This is a genomic window from Streptomyces sp. MUSC 14 (genome assembly GCF_001866675.1).
Classification (GTDB): Bacteria; Actinomycetota; Actinomycetes; order Streptomycetales; family Streptomycetaceae; genus Streptomyces.
This window is the reverse complement of record NZ_MLYN01000013.1, coordinates 93,412-113,939: the sequence shown is the minus strand read 5'-3', so window position 1 is coordinate 113,939 and position 20,528 is coordinate 93,412. Positions and strand designations below refer to the sequence as shown.

General features: G+C 72.3%; 14 protein-coding genes. 10 read left to right on the top strand and 4 right to left on the bottom strand.

Going from position 1 to position 20,528, the window contains the following annotated elements; genetic code table 11:
- Window positions 1-199 precede the first annotated feature (199 nt).
- Window positions 200-3,004 carry a LuxR C-terminal-related transcriptional regulator gene (locus BIV25_RS06605; RefSeq protein WP_256255638.1) on the top strand — a complete coding sequence of 935 codons (2,805 nt, stop codon included), beginning with the start codon at window positions 200-202 and terminating at the stop codon, window positions 3,002-3,004.
- Between the two features lie 9 nt (window positions 3,005-3,013).
- Here BIV25_RS06605 and rfbB read toward each other — a convergent pair whose 3' ends face one another.
- From rfbB to BIV25_RS06585, 4 genes are read right to left on the bottom strand one after another with little or no spacing between them, the layout of a single operon-like run.
- Window positions 3,014-3,958 (bottom strand): dTDP-glucose 4,6-dehydratase, encoded by a 945-nt coding sequence (gene rfbB / locus BIV25_RS06600; RefSeq protein WP_071371204.1) that lies wholly within the window; start codon window positions 3,956-3,958, stop codon window positions 3,014-3,016.
- Complete coding sequence (locus tag BIV25_RS06595) at window positions 3,955-5,019, bottom strand: glucose-1-phosphate thymidylyltransferase (protein WP_071371203.1); 1,065 nt, start codon at window positions 5,017-5,019, stop codon at window positions 3,955-3,957. Before BIV25_RS06595 ends, rfbB begins: the two co-directional genes overlap by 4 nt.
- Before the next feature lie 48 nt (window positions 5,020-5,067).
- Window positions 5,068-6,294 carry a cytochrome P450 gene (locus BIV25_RS06590; RefSeq protein ID WP_107485952.1) on the bottom strand — a complete coding sequence of 409 codons (1,227 nt, stop codon included), beginning with the start codon at window positions 6,292-6,294 and terminating at the stop codon, window positions 5,068-5,070.
- On the bottom strand, window positions 6,291-7,598 hold the full coding sequence (locus BIV25_RS06585) for a glycosyltransferase (protein ID WP_071371202.1): 1,308 nt from the start codon (window positions 7,596-7,598) through the stop codon (window positions 6,291-6,293). Before BIV25_RS06585 ends, BIV25_RS06590 begins: the two co-directional genes overlap by 4 nt.
- Window positions 7,599-7,956: 358 nt before the next feature.
- On the opposite strand from BIV25_RS06585, the gene BIV25_RS06580 reads away from it, so the two are divergent.
- The 9 genes from BIV25_RS06580 to BIV25_RS06540 all read left to right on the top strand — a co-directional run bounded on the left by BIV25_RS06580 (window position 7,957) and on the right by BIV25_RS06540 (window position 20,471).
- Entirely contained in the window at window positions 7,957-9,507 is a 1,551-nt protein-coding gene (locus BIV25_RS06580) for an NAD(P)/FAD-dependent oxidoreductase (RefSeq protein WP_071371201.1), read from the top strand.
- Window positions 9,508-9,565: 58 nt separating this feature from the next.
- Complete coding sequence (locus tag BIV25_RS06575; RefSeq protein ID WP_071371200.1) at window positions 9,566-12,868, top strand: ferritin-like domain-containing protein; 3,303 nt, start codon at window positions 9,566-9,568, stop codon at window positions 12,866-12,868.
- Window positions 12,869-12,939: 71 nt separating this feature from the next.
- Window positions 12,940-14,187 (top strand): cytochrome P450, encoded by a 1,248-nt coding sequence (locus tag BIV25_RS06570; RefSeq protein ID WP_071371199.1) that lies wholly within the window; start codon window positions 12,940-12,942, stop codon window positions 14,185-14,187.
- Between the two features lie 43 nt (window positions 14,188-14,230).
- Window positions 14,231-15,058, top strand: coding sequence for a methyltransferase domain-containing protein (locus BIV25_RS06565; RefSeq protein ID WP_071371198.1), 828 nt, complete (start codon window positions 14,231-14,233; stop codon window positions 15,056-15,058).
- Window positions 15,059-15,165: 107 nt separating this feature from the next.
- Entirely contained in the window at window positions 15,166-16,599 is a 1,434-nt protein-coding gene (locus BIV25_RS06560) for an NDP-hexose 2,3-dehydratase family protein (RefSeq protein WP_071371197.1), read from the top strand.
- Window position 16,600: 1 nt separating this feature from the next.
- The gene (locus BIV25_RS06555; RefSeq protein WP_071371196.1) at window positions 16,601-17,611 is read left to right on the top strand and encodes an NAD(P)-dependent oxidoreductase; all 1,011 of its coding nucleotides are present in this window, start codon (window positions 16,601-16,603) and stop codon (window positions 17,609-17,611) included.
- Window positions 17,612-17,639: 28 nt separating this feature from the next.
- Complete coding sequence (locus BIV25_RS06550; RefSeq protein ID WP_071371195.1) at window positions 17,640-18,749, top strand: DegT/DnrJ/EryC1/StrS aminotransferase family protein; 1,110 nt, start codon at window positions 17,640-17,642, stop codon at window positions 18,747-18,749.
- Between the two features lie 70 nt (window positions 18,750-18,819).
- A complete protein-coding gene (locus BIV25_RS06545; RefSeq protein ID WP_071371194.1) occupies window positions 18,820-19,467 on the top strand; it encodes a dTDP-4-dehydrorhamnose 3,5-epimerase family protein in 648 nt (215 codons plus the stop codon).
- Between the two features lie 161 nt (window positions 19,468-19,628).
- Window positions 19,629-20,471, top strand: a complete 843-nt coding sequence (locus BIV25_RS06540) for a cyclopropane-fatty-acyl-phospholipid synthase family protein (protein ID WP_071371193.1) — start codon at window positions 19,629-19,631, stop codon at window positions 20,469-20,471.
- Window positions 20,472-20,528: the final 57 nt, after the last annotated feature.

Sequence of the window (20,528 nt, the reverse complement as noted above, 5' to 3'; positions counted from 1 at the left end):
TCGTGATTCCCTCCGGCGGCGCTGACGGAGCGACCGCGCGCCACGCGTTCACCACCTGCGTACCAGTGAGCCCTCCGCACCTCCTCCCTGATGCCCGCGCCCGTGTGCACCGCGCGGGCAGCCGGGTACGTACTAGTCTGCGTCCCTTCAAAAACGGACATGGAGCGTCATGGGGCCCACTGCACAACCATTGCCGCACGTGCGCGGGCGGGAAGCACAACTGGCACAGATCGGTGCCCGTCTGCACACCGTGACGGACACCCGGCGGAGCCGGGTTCTGCTGGTGGAGGGGGCGCCCGGCGCGGGCAAGACCCGGCTGCTCGCCGAAGCCGCCGCCCTGGCCGGTGCGAACGGCTTCTCGGTCGTCGACGGCGTCCCCCGCGCTTCCGACACCGTCTCCCGGGCGGCTCCGCACGCGCCGCCCCTGACCCGCACCGTCGAGGACGGCTTCCCCACCCCGCGGGCCTCCTTCGCGATCGAGGCCGCACGGGCGCTGCTGCGCAACAAGGCGGAGCCGGTCCGCACCGTCGTGACGCTCGACGATCTGCATCTGGCGGACCTCCCCGACCTCGCGGTGCTGTGCGACCTCATCGCCGGCCTCGGCGGTCGCCCGATCCTCTGGCTGCTCGCCTTCACCCGGGACAGCCGCGCCGCGCCGTACGAGTCGGTGCTGAGCTGCCTCGGCAGGCTGCGCGGCAGGCTCCCGGTGGAGCACCTGCGGGAGCTCGGCCCGCTCTCGGGCGACGCGCTGAGCCTGCTCGTCGCCGACTGCGTCGGAGCGGCCCCCGACGCGGCACTGCTCGCGCTGGCGGAGAGTGTCCACGACACTCCCCGGGCGGTGATCGAGCTGGTGCGCGGCCTCGTGGAGGACGGTGACCTCTGTGTGGTCGACGGCACTTCACGGTTGCAGCCCGCGGCGACCGGCGGCGCCTCGGGCAGGACCGATGTGTGTCTGCCGGCACCGGTACCCAAGCGCTTTTCTGCGCTGCTCCAGAACGATCTCCGGTCGCTCTCCGAGATCACCGCCAGGGCACTCAGGCTGGCGGCCGTGCTCGGTTCGCCGTTCGCTCCGGAGGACCTGTCGGCTCTGCTCGGTGAGGCGCCGGTGGGCCTGCTGGCGGCGGTGGACGAAGCGGTCGACCGGGGGCTCCTCGTCTGCGGCGAGCGCGATCTGGCGTTCCGCAGCGAGCCCGTCTGGCGGGTCCTGCTCGACTCCGTGCCGCCGCCCGTGTGCGCGCTGCTGCGCCGGCAGGCGGCGGAGATGCTGCTGTCACGCCCCGGCGGCATCGAGCGCGCCGCGCTCCAGCTGGTGCACGTCGCCCAGCCGGGCAACGCGGAGGCGCTGCGCGTCATCGCCGAGGGGGCCCAGCGGCTCCTGGCCACCGATCCCTCGCTCGCCGCCGCGCTCGCGACCCGCGGCATGGAGCTGCTGTCTCCCGGCCAGGCCGACCGCGTCCGCCTCGCGAAGACCGCGGTCGACGCGCTCACCAGGGCGGGCAGCCTGGACCGGGCCATCGCCCTGGCCAAGGACACGATCGACGAGGCCGCGCGCCTCGCCCTCCCGCTGCCGGTGGAACTCGCCGCGGACGTCGCCTCGTTGCGGGCCTCCATGTCCGCCGCGCTGCTTCTGCTGGGCAACGCGCCACTGGCCTACCAGGCCGCGCGCGACGCGCTCGCGGTGCAACGGGGCGGCCCCCAGCACCGGGACGCCGTGCTCACCCATCTCGCCGCCTCCTATCTGAACGGCGACAGCACCGCGCCGCAGCGGGCCCGGAACATCCTCAGCGCGCCGGACCGGCACGCCTGGGCCGTGCAGATCGGCGCGATGACCTTCCAGGCCTTCACCCAGTGGCGCGACGGCCACGTCGGCGACGCGGTGGGGATACTTCGCCAGGCCGTCGCGCTCGACCACGGGGGCGAGGACGTGCCGTTCCTCGATCCGCGCTGGTTCCTCGCCTTCACCCTCACCAGGATCGACGAGTACGAGGAGGCCACGGCCGTCGTCGAGTCCTTCGCCCGGACGGTCGTCCCGGGGGCGAGGACGCTGGCCGCCACGCTCCCGGCGGTGCTCCGGGCGCCGTTGCACCTCGCCCAGGGCCGGCTGGACGAGGCCGAGGCGGCGGCGAGGGCCGGAGTGAGCCTGGACGGCCCGAGTGTGCCGATGCTCGCCCCGCAGGCCTGGCTGGTGCTGGCCGACGCCGCCCTGCGCCGCGGGGAACTCGCCCAGGCCCAGGGGCACATCGCGACGCTGGAGAAGGACTTCCCGCAGCATCCGCACAGCCCGTGGTGGGCCGCATGCCTGCTGCTGAACGCGCAGGTGGCCGAGGCGCAGGCGGACTCCGCGGTGGCCGCGGACGTCCTGGCCGAGATCGGGGCGCAGCCCGGCGCGTTCCGCGAACTCGTGCTGGAGGACTCGGCCGCCGCGGCGTGGTGCGTGCGCTGTGCGCTGGCGGCGGACCTGCCGGAGTTGGTGCGGACGGTGGTCGAGACGACGGAGTACCTGCGCGCGCACAACCCGCGGGTGCCCTCGGTGGTCGCCGCGGCCACCCATGCCCGCGCCCTCGCCGAGCGCGACGCGGAGGCCCTGGCCCGGGCGGCCCGGCTGCACCGCAGTCCATGGGCGCGCGCCGCCGCGGCCGAGGACCACGCGGGCGTGCTGCTCGATCGCGGCGACCACGAGAGCGCGATCGGCGAGCTGAACCGGGCGATGAGCGCGTACGACGGCCTCGGCGGCGAGCGGGACGCCGCGCGGGTGCGGGCCGGACTGCGCCGGCTCGGCGTCCGGCGCCGCCACTGGACGCAGGCGAAGCGTCCGGTGTCCGGCTGGGAGAGTCTCACCAACACGGAGCGGAAGGTGGCGGAACTGGTGGCCGGCGGCCTCACCAACCGGCAGGCCGCGCGCCATCTGTTCATCTCCCCGCACACGGTCGGCTTCCATCTCCGGCAGATCTACCGCAAGTTGGGGATCCGCTCCCGTACGGCCCTGGTCCAGTTCAAGGAATAGCGGCCCAGGTCAGGACTCCTTGAGCGGTTCCCACCACGCGCGGTGCGTGGCGTACCAGTCGACGGTCTCGGCCAGGCCCCGTTCGAACTCGATCCGGGGTGCGTAGCCGAGGGCCCGCAGCTTGCCGTCGGCCAGGGAGTAGCGGCGGTCATGGCCCTTGCGGTCCGGCACCCGCGCGACGCGCGGCCAGTCGGCTTCGAGGGCGTCGAGCAGCCGGGCGGTCAGTTCGAGGTTGGTCAGCTCGGCGGTTCCGGCGACGTGGTAGACCTCGCCGGGCTCGCCGCGCTCGGCGACCAGCCGCAGGGCCCGGCAGTGGTCGTCGACGTGGAGCCAGTCACGGACGTTGCCGCCGTCACCGTAGAGCGGGACGTCCAGGCCGTCGAGCAGGCGGGTCACGAACAGCGGGACGACCTTCTCCGGGTACTGGTAGGGGCCGTAGTTGTTGCCGCAGCGAGTGATGCTCACCGGGAGTCCGTGGGTGCGTGCGTAGGCGAGGGCGACCAGGTCGCCACCCGCTTTGGCTGCGGCGTACGGGGAGTTGGGGCCGAGCGGGGCCGTCTCGTCCCAGGAGCCTTTCTCGATGCTGCCGTACACCTCGTCGGTGGAGACCTGGACGATCCTCGGGGTGCCCGCGTCCAGGCAGGCCCGCATGAGCGTCTGGACGCCGAGGACATTGGTGCGGACGAACGCGTCGGCGTCGGCGATGGAGCGGTCGACGTGCGACTCGGCGGCGAAGTTGACGACGAGGTCGTGGCCGGGCACCACCTCGGCGAGCAGTCCGGGGTCGCAGATGTCGCCGTGGACGAAGGTGCAACGGCCCCTGACCGGCTCCAGGTTCGCCGGGTTCCCGGCGTAGGTCAGCTTGTCGAGCACGGTCAGCTCGGCCTCTTCGGCATGGGTCCGCACGAAGTGCGAGCCGATGAAGCCGGCGCCGCCGGTCACGAGGATCCTCATGAGGTGACCCGCACCGTGCTGTGGTCGCCGAGGACGAGGCGGTGGGCCCGCAGGATCCGGGGGGTCGAGGTGACCTCGACCTCGCGTCCGATCAGCGAGCGTTCGACGCGCCGCACCCCGACGATGGACGCCCCGCGCAGCACGATGGAGTACTCGACCTCGCTGTCGAGCACCGCGCAGTCCCGGTCGATGGAGGTGAACGGGCCGACGTAGGAGTCACGTATCCGCGCTCCGGCGCCGACGACCGCCGGGCCGACGATCCGCGACCCGGTGACGGTCGCGCCCCGCTCGATCACCACCCGGCCGATCAGCTCGCTGGAGTGGACCTCACCGGCGCACTCGGCCGTGACACCGTCGAGGACGAGGCGGTTGACCTCCAGCATGTCGTCGACGTTGCCGGTGTCCTTCCAGTATCCGGAGACGACGGTGGAGTCGACCCGGCAGCCCGAGTCGATCAGCTCCTGGATGGCGTCGGTGATCTCCAGCTCGCCCCGCCACGACGGCTTGAGCACGGACACCGCGTCGTGCACGCGGGGCGTGAACAGGTAGACGCCGACCAGCGCGAGGTCGCTCTTCGGCTGCTCCGGCTTCTCCTCCAGCCGGACGGCCCGGCCGTGCCGGTCCAGTTCGACCACGCCGAAGGCGCGCGGGTCCGACACCCGGGTCAGCATGATCTGGGCGTCCGGGCGGCGCGCCCGGAACCGGTCCACGATCGCGCTGATGCCGCCGACGATGAAGTTGTCGCCGAGGTACATCACGAAGTCGTCGTCGCCGAGATAGTCGCGGGCGGTGTGCACCGCGTGGGCCAGGCCCAGCGGTGCCTCCTGCGGCAGGTAGGTGACGTCGAGGCCGAAGCGCGAGCCGTCACCGACCGCGGACCCGATCTCGGCGGCCGTGTCGCCGACGACGATGCCGACGTCCCGGATCCCCGTCTCGGCGATCGATTCGAGGCCGTAGAAGAGGACCGGTTTGTTCGCGACCGGTACGAGCTGTTTGGCCGAGGTGTGTGTGATCGGCCGGAGCCGGCGGCCGGACCCGCCGGCGAGCACGAGGGCTTTCATCGGCATCCCGTCATCCGTGGGCGTCCCGTCGTCCGCACTGCGGCGTCCTCACCGCAGCGTCGCGGGCAGGGCGCTGAGCCGGCGGATCATCCACTCCGACTCCCACTCGACGGCCGTGGTGGTGCTGAGGCGCGCCCGCGGGAAGCGGCGCAGGAAGCCGCCCACCGCGATCTTCGCCTCCAGGCGGACCAGCGGAGCACCGATGCAGTAGTGCATGCCGAGGCCGAAGCTGAGGTGCCCCTTGCCCTGCCGGTCCTGCGCGAAGCAGTCGGCCCCCTCGTCCGGTTCGCGGTTGGCCGCCGCGATGCTGACCTGCACGGGCGCGCCCTTGGGGATCAGATAGCCGCCTAGGTCGATGTCGGTGAGCGGGAAGCGCCAGGTGGGGTGCGGGAACGGCGGGTGCACCCGGAGGGTCTCCTCGACCCATGCCCTGATCTCGTCCTCGGTACGCGGGCGTTCCTCGGGCGGCCGGCGCAGTGCCTCGTACAGCGAGGCCGAGATGAGACTCCCGGTCGTCTCGTAGCCGGTGATGATCATCCCCAGCGTCCAGACGACGACCTCGCCCTCGGTGACCGCCGCGTCCACTCCGCCGGAGGAGGCCAGCAGGCCCGTGATGACGCCCTCGTCCAGCGGCTCGGGGTCGCGCACCCAGCCCTCGACCGCCCCGTAGAGCGCCCCGACCGCCTCTTTGCGGGCCGGGTAGTCGGAGGAGTAGAGCATGATGTCGGTGATGCCGCGCAGTTGCCGCTGGGCCTGCGGCGGCAGGCCGAGCATCTCGGAGATGAAGGCCAGCGGGATCCGGTGCGTGTAGTCCGTGACGACGTCGACCTCGGCGTCGGTCCCGGGGGCGGACCGCTCCAGTTCGTCGAGGAAGCCGTCGACCTTGACGGCGACCCGCTCGCCCCACCTCTCGGTGTTGCGCGGGCTCAGCACCGGCGCGTGCATCCGCCGGATCCGGGCGTGGTTCTCGCCGTCGCTCATGATCATGGCACGGGCGTAGTCCGGGTCCGGCTGGGAGCCCACCATCAGGCCGGGCCGGCGCATGAAGTCGGGGACCAGGGTGACGTCCTTGCCCATCTGGGGGTGGGTCAGCGCGACCTTCACCAGCTCCGGGTCGCACACCACCCACGCGTGTTCGCCCAGGTAGGGGATCCGGACGACCGGTGCCACCTTCGCGGCGGCCAGCAGCTCCGGCATGCAGTCGAAGGGTCCCGGGTCCACGGGCATGTTGGTCTCGGGGGCCTCTTTCAGGCCCGCTTTCGTCGTGGTGTTCAACGTGTGACTCCTCCGGTGGAAACCTGGCCCGCGGAATCGGCCAGGGACTCGACAAGGTCGGCGGCCCCGCGCGGGGCGTCGCAGCTGCGGTACTCCTCGGCCAGTTCACGGGCCCGGCGCCGGTATCGGTCGTCGTTCAGTACGGTGGTCACGGCGTCGCGCAGGCCGGTCTCGGAAACGGCCCGCCGGCCGAGCACCACCCCGGTCCCGGCCCACTTGACCCGTGCCGCGACGTCGGGCTTCTCCTCCGAGCCCGGCACGACGACGAGCGGTACTCCTTCGGCGAGAGCCGCGTTGATGCCGTTGTAGCCGCCGTTGCTGACCATCACGTCCACGTGCGGCAGCAGGTGGTGGTAGGGCACGAAGCGCTCCAGGCGGACGTTGTCCGGCAGCGGACCGAGCCGTGCGCGGTCCACGGTGCTGCCGGTGGTGACCACGACCAGGAGGTCCTGGCCGCCCAGTGCGCGCAGGGTGGGCACGAGCAGCCGGTCGACGTCATTGGCCGTGGTGCCCTGCGTGACCAGCACCACCGGCCGCTTGTCGTGCAGTTCCGCCCACCAGCCGGGCGGATCGAAGCGCTCCGGGGGCAGTCCGAGCAGACCGCCCACGAAGTGGGTGCCGGGGTGCAGGTCGCTGCGGGGGAACTCGAAGGACCGTACGGTGCCGAGGAGATAGAGGGCCGGCGGGCGGGCGATGTTCTCCATGGCGCCGGTCCGCAGCCGGGGCAGTTTCACCCGGTCCCGGGTCCGGTCGGCCTCCTTGCGCATGTCCCGCATCACCACGTGGTCGCCGACGAACCTGAGCAGTGCGTTGCGCGCCCGGCCGAGCGGTGACGCACTCGGCAGCAGTCCGCGGCCGAGTGGGGCGGTGTCCCGGCTGCCCAGGATGTAGACGGAATTGCTCAGCCAGGCCAGCGGGATGCCGGTGCGCTCGCAGGCGAAGCAGGCGCCGTAGCACATGTCGTCGGAGAGCAGGCAGTCGGCCGGGAACCGTTCGAGGACCGCAAGCAGGTCGTCCATCTGGGCCGGCGCGGTCCGGTAGAAGATGTCCCGGACACCGATCTTGAAGCTGGCGGTGCCGGTCAGTCCGGCGTGCTCGGGGTAGGCCTCCTCCCGGCTCTTTCCGCTGAAGTCCAGCTGTACTCTCATGGGTTCGAAACGGGCCCCGGCCTGCTCGACCTGTCCTTGGAAGGCCCGCCCGGTGTACCAGCGCACCTCGTGGCCGCGCCGCGCCAGTTCGCGGGCGACCTCGAGAATGCCGACGACGTGTCCTGGTGCCGGGGTGGTAGCGATCAACACACGCATCGACGTCGCCTCCGTGGGGGGTGTGTCTCGGTGCCCGCCGGACGGCCGGGCCTCCCGTGGGCCCGGCCGTCCGGCGACGCCCGCCAGTTTTCCCCCGCCCTGCGCGCACTACTGCGGCGCGGGACAAACCCCGCGCGATCGCGCAGGGTGACGGCTGTCCCGCCGCCCCGAGTGGGTGGGCGCGGTCCTGTCAAACCATCCGTGTCCAGGGCCTGTTGGGGGATATGGGAGCGCTACCACCCCGCAAAGAATGGCCGTTGAGAAATTCCCGGCATGGCCGTTCCGGAACAGGGAAAGGCACCGGATTCATCCAGGACATGCTTCCGGGCCAGGACTTCGCGCACTGGAGAGGAAACCTGTGACGAGACCCTTTCAGGACGTTGCCGGACCGAACGGTGCCATCGGTGGACCGAAGAACATCACTGTCATCGGCGCCGGTATCTCCGGTCTGGTGGCGGCCTATGAACTGGAGCGGCTCGGACATCACGTCCAGGTCATCGAGGGCAGTCAGGAGATCGGCGGCCGTATTCACACCCACCGCTTTCCCGGCGCCGGTCGGATTTCGGGCGACGGCCGGGTTTCCGTCGGCGGTCCGGGCGGGCCGTTCGCGGAGCTGGGGGCGATGCGAATCCCGGCCGGACACCGGCTGACCATGCACTACATCGCCGAAATGGGTTTGCAGAAGCAGGTTTCCGAGTTCCAGACGCTGTTCTCCGACGAGGCCGCATATCTGCCCGGTGCTGCTGGATATCTTCGGGTGCGGGACGCGCATGAGACGCTGGTCGACGAGTTCGCCGCCGGGCTGCCGAGCCGTGATTACCAGGAGAACACCCTGCTGTTCGGCGCCTGGCTGGACGCCAGCCTGCGTGCCGTGGCCCCGCGTGAGTTCTACAGCGCGCTGGGCACCGAAATGGGCGTGGAACTGCTGAACTGCATCGACCACATCGACCTGACGCCCTACCGGTTCGGCAGCACGAAGAACCGCATCGACCTGCACGCCTTCTTCGCCGACCATCCCGAGGTTCGCACGTTCTGCCCGCCGCACCTGGAGCGCTTTCTCGACGACGTGCTGGACGAGACCAGCTCCACCATCGTGCGGCTGCGGGGCGGAATGGACGTACTCCCCCGCCGGCTCGCCGCGCGCGTCCGGGGCCCGATCTCGACCGGCCTGGAGGTCACCGGCATCGACGTCCGCGACGACGCGGTGATTCTGCGCATCCGGCAGGGCGCCGGCACCCTCACCAGGATCTGCGACTACGTGGTGTGCACGATCCCGTTCACGGTGCTGCGGGGGATGCAACTGAGCGGCTTCGACCGGGAGAAGCTCGACATCGTCCGGCAGACGAAGTACTGGGCGGGGACGAAGATAGCCTTCCACTGCCGGGAGGCCTTCTGGGAGAAGGACGGGATCAGCGGGGGAGCCTCCTTCACCGGCGGGCATGTGCGGCAGACCTACTACCCGCCCGTGGACGGCGATCCGGCGCTCGGCGCGGTGCTGCTCGCGAGCTACACCATCGGCCCGGACGCCGAGGCCCTCGCCCGGCTGGGCGAGGCGGAGCGCAACGCGGTCGTCGCCCGCGAACTGACCGCGATGCACCCGGAGTTGTGCGAGCCGGGCATGGTGCTGGGCGTGGCCGCCCGGGCCTGGGGCACGCACCGCTGGTCCAGGGGAGCGGCGACGGTCCGCTGGGGTCAGGCGGCCGCCGTCCGCGAGGCGGAGCGCCGGGAGGCCGCCCGGCCGCAGAAGGGGCTCTTCTTCGCCGGGGAGCACTGCTCGTCCAAGCCCGCATGGATCGAGGGCGCCATCGAGTCGGCGATCGACACCGCCCACGAGATCGAGTGGTACGAGCCGCGGGCCAGCCGGGTGTTCGCCGCCTCTCGGCCGAGCCGCTCGGAGGAGTCGGCGTGAGAGTCCCAAGCCGCTTTGCCCGTAAACCCGTTCGTGATGCGGAAGAGAGGGTGTGCGCATGAGCGTCTTCGACCTGCCCCGACTGCACTTCCGCGGAGTGGCGACGACCCGGCTGCCCACCGGTGCCGGGAGCGGTCTCGTCGATCTGGCGACGAACACGGCTCTGACCGGCGACGGGCGGCCCTTCCCGGCGCACCGTCCGCCCGCCGAGTACCACGCTCATCTGGACCGGCTGGGACCGCGGTTCGACGCGACGGGCCGCCCGGACCCCGCCGGGCCCTTCAGCGCGGCCAAGGGCGTGGACTTCGCGGGCAACGGGCACTTCTCGGTCGACGCCCGCGTCGCCGGTGTCGAGACCGGCGCCGGCGACCTCGACACCGCCGACCCGGTGGTGGGGCGCACGGTCGACATGTGGGGCCACTACAACGAGTACCTCGCCACCACCGTCAACCGCGCCCGTGTCTTCGACGTCGATCCGGCGTCCGACCGGACGACGACGCTCATGGTCGGCCGGTTCTGCTTCGGGCGCGACGGCCGCTCCCACGACGTCGGCTCCATGGTCACCGGCACCGTCCGGGGTTTCCATCCCCCGAGATGGCACAACGCCGGGCATGTCAGCGGCGCCGGCGAGCACGTCCTGGCGGGCCGGCTGCGCCGGTCCGTGCTCCACCAGTTCGTGGTGCCCGAGGACGACGAGCTGACCTGGCTCGGCGAGGCGACCGTGTCCCCGGCCGTACGACGGCTGCGCGCGGTCGTGGCCGCCGAGGAGGCCGGCGGGCTGGTGGTGCAGTTCGCGCTCAGTCACCTGTCCCCGCCGCAGGCCCCCGACCGGCCGAGCCGGTGGCTGCTGCGCGGGACGATCGCGCCCTGGCGCCCGCACGAGCCGCGCACCTATCCGGCCGGCCGTCTGCTCGTCCCGGCCCGCCGCGCACCCGGCCGGGCCCCGAGTCCCCTGCACAACCTCACGGTCGAGCTGACGGACGACCATGTCACCCTCAACATGATCACCGCAATCCCCGCCCACACCGCGGCGTCCTCCGCCGCACCGGCGCCACTCGACGTCGGCGACCTGGAGCTGCGCACGGCGGACAGCGACCGGCTGGTCGCGCGGGTGCCCCGGCAGGCCTACCTCGGCACGCGGTACGCGCTGGGCGGCGGACTGGTGACGGTGCCCGGCGAGATACCGGCGCACGCCGCGGCCGACGAGGCGCTGTGTCTGGTCTCGGCGGGCGCCGGTGCTCCGGTGGTGCACCTGCGCGAGAAGGAGGTCAACGTCCAGGTCGACGACGCCTGCCTCTTCCTGGAGCATCCCCGGGCGCCGGACGACGCGGACCACGACGTCGAGGTGCTCGTGCGGTCCTTCGTGCGCGGGCGGCCGCACGCTGTCGCAGGGATCGGGGTACGGCAGTTCTTCAACCCCCGGGCCCTGCCCCGCGATCCGGCCGCCCGCTCTCCCGAGGCACGCTGCCGCGACCGCGACATCGTCCGGCTGCGCGCGGGCCGGCGGGGCGGGTCCGGCCCCTGGTCGAGCATGTGTGTCCTGGACACCGACGACACGGGCCGCGGCTGGTTCTCCCTGCGGGGCGCCGCGGCCGGCACCGCCCGGATCCTGCTGTCGACCGGCGCCGAGGACCTGCCGTGCGACCCGGACCTGCCCGGGTCCGCGGCCCTCGGGCACGACGCCGACGACGCGCTCGGCTACTGGTCCGGCGCCGGCTACGTGTCCGTACGCGTGCTCCCCGACGACTGGCGGCTGACCGGCACCACCGAGGACGAGGCGACCTTCGAGCTGGTGTACCAGGAGGTCCTCGCGTACTACGAGCACCTCTACTCGTTCATGAAGGCGGAGGTCTTCAGCCTCGCGGACCGGTGCCGGGTGGAGACGTACGCGAAGCTGATCTGGCAGATGTGCGACCCGCGCAACAAGGCGAAGACCTACTACATGCCGCCGACCCGGGACCTGTCCGAACCCAAGGCGCGGCTTCTGCTGACGTTCCTGCGGGCCCGGCAGGCGCCGGACGCGGTTCCCCTCACCGTGCCCGTGGCCCACCGCGCCAGGGCGGGCGTCACCACCCGGGGCCGGCTCCTTCACCTGCTGCGCGAGGCCGCCACGCTCGAACTGGCCGTCATGCTCCAGTACTTGTACGCCGCCTACTCGGTACCCACCCACGGCACCGGCCTGGAGTACGTGCGGCGGGGCCGGTGGACGGACGAGCAGCTCCGGCTCGCCTGCGGCGACGGCGGGCGGAGCGTCGACGAGGGCATCCGCGGCACGCTCGTGACCGTGGCACGCGAGGAGATGATCCACTTCCTCCTCGTCAACAACATCATCACCGCGCTGGGCGAGCCGTTCCACGTGCCCCGGATCGACTTCGCCACCCTCAACCACGCACTTCCGGTCCCGCTCGACCTCTGTCTCGAACGGCTGAGCCCCGGCAGCGTCGAGCGGTTCGCGCTGATCGAGCGCCCGGACGGCCTCGGCGGCGAGGCACGGCGCGGCGGCACCGCCCCGGCTCCCGAGCCGTACGACGCCGGCCGCCCCGCCCGCCGCCCCACCCCCTACGCCTCGCTGAGCGAGCTGTACGCCGACATCCGCGAGGGCCTGGAACGCGTCCCGGATCTCTTCCTCGTGGCGAAGGGCAGGGGAGGCGGGGAGCACCACCTGTTTCTGCGCGAGTCCGTCAACCGGCACCATCCGGACTACCAGTTGGAGGTCGACGACCTCTCCAGCGCGTTGTTCGCGATCGACATCATCACCGAGCAGGGCGAGGGCGGCGTCCTCGGCCCGCGGACCGGGGCGGGGACCGAGAGCGGCGAGGAGTCGCACCACGCCTCGTTCCTGCGGATCGCCGATCTGCTGTCCGGGGCTCCGGGTGCGGTCCATGCGGGCGGCGGGCGCTGGGACCCGGCCCATCCCGTCGTGCGGAACCCGACACTCGCGGGGGGAGATCCGGCCATGGAGACCGTCACGGACCCCGACGCCCGGTCGGTCATGCGGCTGTTCAACCGCTCGTACTTCATGGCGTTGCAGCTCATGGCCCAGCACTTCGGTGAACGCCCGGACGGGAGCCTGCGGCGGTCCGACCTGATGAACGCGGCGATCGATGTGATGGCGGGCATGATGCGCCCCTTGGCGGAGCTGCTGGTGACGCTGCCGTCGGGGCGCCGGGGCAGGACCGCGGGACCGTCCTTCGAGCTGGACGGGCAGCCGGCCCCGGTCTCCCGCCCGGACGTGGCACGGCGCGGCATCGCGCTACGCCTGGACCACCTTGCGGAGGCGTGCGGAAAACACCCCCAAGTGCCGTGCCGAATAGGTGAGTTGAGCCTGTTCTGGGCGGACCACTTCCGGCCACGCCCCTAGCCGACGCCTACGACCGCACCGCCGGCCACCACACCACCGCACCCGTCGCACCGCCGACCCAAGGAGACCGCATGCCCTCGCCCACGCTGCCGCGGTTCGACCTGCAGGGCTGGGACAGCAAGGACATAGCCCACCCGTACCCGGTGTACCGGCGCTACCGGGAGGCCGCGCCCGTCCATCGCCGCCCGTCGGGCACGGGCCGGCCGGACACCTTCCACGTCTTCTCCTACGACGACTGCGTCCGGGTGCTGACCAGCCGGCTCTTCGGCCGGAGCGCGCGCGTGGCGTCCGGCGACGCGTCCACGGTGTCCGTCCCGATTCCCGCCGAGTACCGGGTGCTGCGGACCCTCGTCGAGAACTGGCTGGTGTTCCTGGACCCGCCCCGCCACACCCAGTTGCGCTCCCTGCTCACCACGGAGTTCTCGCCCTCGGTCGTCGCCGGTCTGCGGCCCCGCGTCACCCGCATCGCACAGCAACTGCTGGAGCGGCTGGGGCCGCGGCGTCCGACCGATCTGGTCGAGGCCTTCGCGGCGCCGTTCCCCATCCTCGTCATCTCCGAACTGCTCGGCATCCCGCCGGAGCACCAGAGCTGGCTGCGAGCCAACGCCGTGGCACTCCAGGAGGCGAGCAGCAGCAGATCGGGCGGCGGGACGGACGGTTACGTCCAGGCTCAGGCGGCCGCCCGGGAGTTCGCCCGCTACTTCCGGCGGGAGGTGGAGCGGCGGCGCGGGACGGACCGGGGGGATCTGCTCACGCTCCTCGTCCGGGCCCGGGAGGCCGGCGCCCCGCTGAGCGTGGACGGGATCGTGGGTACGTGTGTCCACCTGCTCACCGCCGGACACGAGACCACCACCAACTTCCTCGCGAAGGCGGTGCTGTCGCTGCGGGCGCATCCGCCGGTGCTCGACGAGCTGTGCGCCCGGCCCGAGTTGACGCCGAGCGCGGTCGAGGAGCTGATGCGCTACGACTCGCCGGTGCAGGCCGTGACCCGGTGGGCGTACGAGGACACCCGGCTCGGGGGGCACGAGGTGCCGTGCGGCAGCCGCGTGGTGGCCCTGCTGGGCTCGGCGAACCGGGACCCGGCGCGCTTCGCGCACCCCGATGCGCTGGACGTGCACCGGACCGCCGACCGGCACCTGGGCTTCGGGCTCGGCATCCACTACTGCCTCGGCGCGACGCTGGCCCGCGCCGAGGCCGAGATCGGCCTGCGGACGCTGCTGGACGGCGTGCCCGGGCTGAGCCGCGGCGGTCAACAGGTCGACTACGCCGACGACATGGTCTTCCACGGCCCGCGGCGGCTGGTCCTGACTCTGGCGTGACCTGCGTCGCGCCGTGCCGACACTCGACGAAAGGAAGGCAACCGTGCCCGAGCAGACCGACACCACCCCCGAGTCCGTGGGCGAGACGTACGACGCGTTCGCCGAGGCGGGCACCACGAACGCCCTGGGCGGCAACATCCACGTGGGCTACTGGAAGGAGGGCCAGGACATCCCGATCACCGAGGCCACCGACCAGCTCACCGACCTCGTGGCCGGCCGTCTCGCCCTCCGGCCGGGGCAGCAGCTGCTCGACGTGGGCTGCGGCAACGGCGTCCCGGCCCTGCGCATCGCGTCGGCGCACGGGGTGCGGGTGACCGGAGTCACCGTCAGCAGCCAACAGGTGGTGCAGGCGACGAGGTCGGCGGAGGACTCCGAGGCGCATGGCCAGGTCTCCTTCCGGCTCGCGGACGCCATGAAGCTCCCGTTCGAGGACGCCTCCTTCGACGGCGCCTTCGCGATCGAGTCGCTGCTGCACATGCCCGACCAGACGGCCGCCCTGACCGAGCTCCACCGGGTCGTCCGCCCCGGGGGCCGGCTGGTGGTCGCCGACCTGTGCCGGCGGCTGCCGTTCACCGGCGACGACAAGGCCGTACTGGACGGCATGCTGGACGTGTACGAGATCGCCAGGATCAGCACGCCCGACGAGCAGCGCGCACAACTGGCCGACTCCGGCTGGCAGTTGCTGGAACTGACGGACATCGGCGAGCAGGTCCGCGCGAGTTACGGGCACGGCGCGGCCGCCTTCCGGGACATCGCCGCGATGCTCGCCGCGCCCGCCGCCGCGCGGCTCGGCGCGGCAGCGGAGCTGCTGGAGGCGTTCGGGAAGCACCCGCACGCCGGTTACCTCCTGATCACCGCGCAGCGGCTCTGACGCGCCGCCGGCCTCTGTCGCCCACACCTGTTCCCCAACCCTGTTGCCCACCTCCATCGCCCGCCTCCATTGCCCGCCTCCGTCGTCCGCAGACTGGGAGTTCTTCGATGTCGTCTTGTCTCGGCCCCCCTGTGGCCTCCCCGGCCGCCGTACGTCCGCGCGAGGACCCGGGGCTCGCCGACCGCATCGCCGCGTCGGCGGCGGCCCACCACGGGGCTCAGCTGCGGACGGACGAGGTGCATGCCTGGCTCGCCGAGCGCCGGACGGCGGGCGAATTCCGGGTGGAGCGGATCCCGTTCGGCGAGCTGGGCGAGTGGCGGTTCGAGCCGGGCACGGGCAATCTCGTGCATCGCAGCGGACGGTTCTTCACCGTCGAGGGCCTGCACGTGGTGGAGCACGACGGGCCCTACGGCGACGGGCCCCGCCGGGAGTGGCAGCAGCCGGTCATCAGACAGCCCGAGGTGGGCATCCTGGGCATCCTCGCCAAGGAGTTCGACGGGGTGCTGCACTTCCTGATGCAGGCCAAGATGGAGCCGGGCAACCGCAATCTGCTCCAGCTGTCCCCCACCGTGCAGGCCACCCGCAGCAACTACACCAGGGCGCACCGGGGCACCGACGTCCGGCTCCTCGACCACTTCGTGCGGCCCGACCCCGACCGGGTCATCGTCGACGTCCTCCAGTCCGAGCAGGGCTCTTGGTTCTTCCACAAGTGCAACCGCAACATGGTCGTGGAGACCACCGGCGAGGTCGCCGAGTCGGCCGACTTTCGCTGGCTCACCCTCGGTCAGATCGCCGCGCTGCTGCACGAGGACGACCTGATCAACATGAACGCCCGGAGCGTGCTGTCCTGCGTCCCGTACCCGGACACAGCGCCCGGTGCGCTGCACTCCGACGGGCAGTTGCTGTCCTGGTTCACCGGCGAGCGCTCCCGGCACGACGTGCACGCGCAGCGCATTCCACTCGCCGCCGTGCGCGGCTGGAAGCACGGGGTGGAGGCGATCGAGCACGAGCACGGCCGCCACTTCAGGGTGGTCGCCGTCTCCGTGCGGGGCAGCAACCGCGAAAACGTCAGCTGGACCCAGCCGTTGCTCGAACCCGTGGGCCTGGGCATCGCGGCGTTCCTCGTCCGCGAGTTCGGCGGGGTGCCGCACGTGCTGGTCAACGCCCGTGCGGAGGGCGGGTTCCTGGACACGGTCGAGCTGGCCCCGACCGTGCAGTGCACGCCGGGCAACTACGCCCACCTGCCGGTGGCGGACCGGCCGCCGTTCCTCGACGCGGTCCTGGGCGCCAACCCGTCGCGCATCCGCTACCAGGCGATCCAGTCGGAGGAGGGCGGCCGTTTCCTGTGCGCCCGCAGCCGCTATCTCGCCGTGGACGCGGGCTCGGCCGAGGCCCCGCTCGTCCCTCCCCCCGGCTTCGTCTGGGCCACCCCCGCCCAGCTCCGGGCGCTGACCCGGCACGGGCACTACCTCAACGTGCAGGCCCGCACCCTGCTGGCCTGCCTCAACGCGGTCGCGGCGCGACCCCGGGAAGGGATGTGACATGACGGGCACCGCACCGGCCCCCGCCCCGCTGATCACCGTGCTCGGCGCCTCGGGCTTCGTGGGTTCCGCCGTCCTGCGCGCGCTAGCGTCGCGCCCGGTCCGGCTGCGGGCCGTGGCGCGCAGACCGAGCCCCGCCGTCCCCGGCCCGGCCGAGCTCACCGTCGTCACCGCCGACCTCACCGACCGCACGGAACTCGCCGGGGCGGTGGCGGGTGCGGACGTGGTGGTGCATCTGCTGCTGGGGGACGGGGGCTGGCGGGCGGCGGAGTCGGATCCGGCGGCCGAACGCGTCAACGTGGTCGTGATGCGGGACCTCGTCGACGTGCTCGGCGTGCGGGGCCCGGGGCGCGCGGGCGGGCCGCCCGCGCTGGTGCTGTACGGCGGTGCCGCCTCACAGGTCGGTGTGCCGCCGCGGGAGCCGCTCGACGGCAGCGAGCCCGATCGTCCGCGGACCGCCTACGACCGGCAGAAGCTGGCCGCCGAGCAGATCCTGCTGAAGGCGACGGCCGAGGGCCGGGTGCGCGGCATCGGGCTGCGGCTGCCCACGGTGTTCGGGGAGGGCACGGCGGGCGGTGCCGGCGACCGCGGCGTCGTGTCGGCCATGGTGCGCCAGGCGCTCGCCGGCCGGCCGCTGACCATGTGGCACGACGGCACGGTCCGGCGCGATCTGGTCCATGTCGAGGATGTCGCCGACGCGTTCACGGCCGCGCTCGACCACCCGGAGACGCTGGTGGGCGGCCACCATCTGATCGGCGCGGGCCGCGGCGACGCACTCGGCGACACGTTCCGGCTCATCGCGCGGACCGTGGCCGAGCGCACCGGGCGGCACGCGGTCGCCGTGGAGTGCGTGGAGCCGCCCGCGCACGCGCCCGTGACGGACTTCCGCAGCGTGACCATCGACTCCACCCCGTTCCGCGCGGCCACCGGCTGGCACCCGCGCATCTCCCTGCCCGAAGGGGTGCGCCGCACGGTCGACGCCCTGGCCCGGCAGCGGGACGAGCAGCACTGACATCCCTCTCCGGAAAGGCTGGCAGGACATGACCACGCGTGTATGGGACTACCTGGCGGAGTACGAGAGCGAGCATCCGGACATCCTCGACGCCGTACGGACGGTCTTCGCCTCCGGGCAGCTCGTGCTCGGCGCGAGCGTGCGCGGCTTCGAGGAGGAGTACGCCGCCTACCACGGGGTGGGCCACTGCGTCGGTGTCGACAACGGCACGAACGCGATCAAGCTCGGGCTCCAGGCGCTGGGCGTCGGACCGGGCGACGAGGTGATCACGGTCTCGAACACGGCGGCGCCGACCGTGGTGGCCATCGACGCCACGGGCGCCACTCCCGTCTTCGTCGACGTCCGCGAGGACGACTTCCTCATGGACACCGCCCAGGTGGCGGACGCGATCACCGAACGCACCCGCTGTCTGCTGCCGGTGCACCTTTACGGCCAGTGCGCCGACCTGGCACCGCTGACGCAGCTCGCCGACCGGCACGGGCTGGCCCTGCTGGAGGACTGCGCCCAGGCCCACGGCGCCCGGCAGGGCGGCACCCTGGCGGGCACGACGGGCACCGTGGCGGCCTTCTCCTTCTATCCGACCAAGGTCCTCGGCGCGTACGGCGACGGCGGCGCGGTGATCACCTCGGACGAGGACGTGGCGGCGCGGCTGCGGCGGCTGCGCCACTACGGCATGGAGGACCGCTACTACACACTGGAGACGCCCGCCCACAACAGCCGCCTGGACGAGGTCCAGGCGGAGATCCTGCGCCGCAAACTGCGTCGGCTCGACTCCTACGTCGCCGGCCGCCGGGCGGTCGCCCGGCGCTACGCCGACGGCCTCGCCGGCACCGGGCTCCGGCTCCCCCGCACCGCCCCGGGCAACGACCACGTGTACTACGTGTACGTCGTGCGGCACCCCCGGCGCGACGACATCGTCGAACGCCTCAAGGCCTACGACATCCACCTCAACATCAGCTATCCGTGGCCGGTGCACACCATGACCGGGTTCGCCCACCTCGGCTACGCCACCGGCTCGCTCCCGGTCACCGAGGCGCTGGCCGGTGAGATCTTCTCGCTGCCGATGTACCCGGCGCTCCCCCAGGACCTCCAGGACAAGGTCATCCACGCGCTGCGCGAGGTGCTGAGCACGCTGTGACTCCCCGCTGAACTCCCCTACTCCGCCGAGCCGTTCACCGATCCGTTCGCCGAGCCATGAGAGAGCGCACATGAAATCACGCGAACTCGCCGTCCAGGGAGCCCTTGAATTCACCCCGCGGGTCTTTCCCGACGACCGGGGGCTGTTCCTCTCGCCGTTCCAGCAGCAGGCGTTCACCGAGGCGCGCGGGGGTCCGCTGTTCCGCGTCGCGCAGTCCAACCACAGTGTGTCCCGGCGCGGTGTGGTGCGCGGGATCCACTACACCGCGACCCCGCCCGGCAGCGCCAAGTACGTCTACTGCGCCCGTGGCCGGGCCCTGGACATCGTGGTCGACATCAGGGTGGGTTCGCCCACGTTCGGCCGCTGGGACGCGGTGCTGATGGACCAGCGCGACCACCGGGCCTCGTATCTGCCCCTGGGTGTGGGGCACGCGTTCGTGGCGCTGGAGGACGACACCGTCATGTCGTACCTGCTCTCCGAGAGCTACGTACCGGAGCACGAACTCGCCCTGTCCGTGCGGGACCCGGCCCTCGCACTGCCCCTGACCGGGGCCGCCGAACCGGTCCTGTCCGACCGGGACCGGGTGGCGCCCACGCTCGCCGAGGCGCACGAGCGGGGCCTGCTGCCGGACTACGCCCGGTGCGCACAGATCGAGGACGCCTGGTCCCACCCGCACGCGGATCACATCCCCCAACCCTCCCGAGCACGCATGGGGTGAGCGAGGTCCGGCTCACCCGGTCGTGGTGGAGCCGGCCCGCGCCCACCGCGTGAATGAGCGGGTTTTCCTCCGCCGTGCCGCCCGGCCGCCCGCGCGGCCCGATGCTGGCGGAGCGCCGATCTCGTGGATCCCGACCAGACCCGACCAGAAAGGCCACTGCCATGACCGATTCCGCCCAGACACTGCCGGTGCCGGGAGCCGTCGGCAAGCTGTACGACCAGCTGACGCTGAACGCGATGAAGGACGGCACCTTCAACACCAATGTGCACATCGGCTACTGGGACTCCCCGGACTCCGACGCCACGATCGAGGAGGCGATGGACCGGCTCACCGACGTGTTCATCGAGCACCTGAAGGTGGACGGCACCTCCCATGTGCTCGACCTGGGCTGCGGGGTGGGCGGCCCCGGTCTGCGGGTGGTGGACCGCACCGGTGCGCGGGTGACCGGTATCAGCATCAGCGAGGAGCAGATCAAGACCGCCAACCGGCTGGCAGCCGAGGCCGGGGTGGCCGACCGGGCCGTGTTCCAGCACGGGGACGCGATGCGACTGCCCTTCCCCGACCGGTCGTTCGACGCCGTGATGGCCCTGGAGTCGCTCTGCCACATGCCCGACCGGCAGCGGGTGCTCACCGAGATCGGCCGCGTGCTGGTCCCCGGCGGCCGGCTCGTCCTGACCGATGTGTTCGACCGCGGCCCGCGCGGACAGGCGCGGCACCCGGGCGTCGAGAAGTTCTGCCGCGACCTCATGGCGACCATGGCGGACCTGGACGACTACATCGGGCTGCTGCGCCGGTCCGGCCTGCGTCCGCGCGCCGTCCTCGACGTCACGGAGCAGACCACCCTGCGCACCGGCCACGAACTGGTGAAGACGGCGCATCCCGACGAGCGTCCCGAGGCCATGGTCGAGAGCAACTTCGCCTTCTCCGAGGACGCGTTCCACCCCGCCGACCTGGCCGGTGTCGACACCTTCGGCTGCCTGCTGGTCAGCGCGGAACGGCCCTGATCCGGGGTGTCGGGTGGCCGGCCCCGGGCCACCCGACGCGCCCGCCCCACCGGGAAC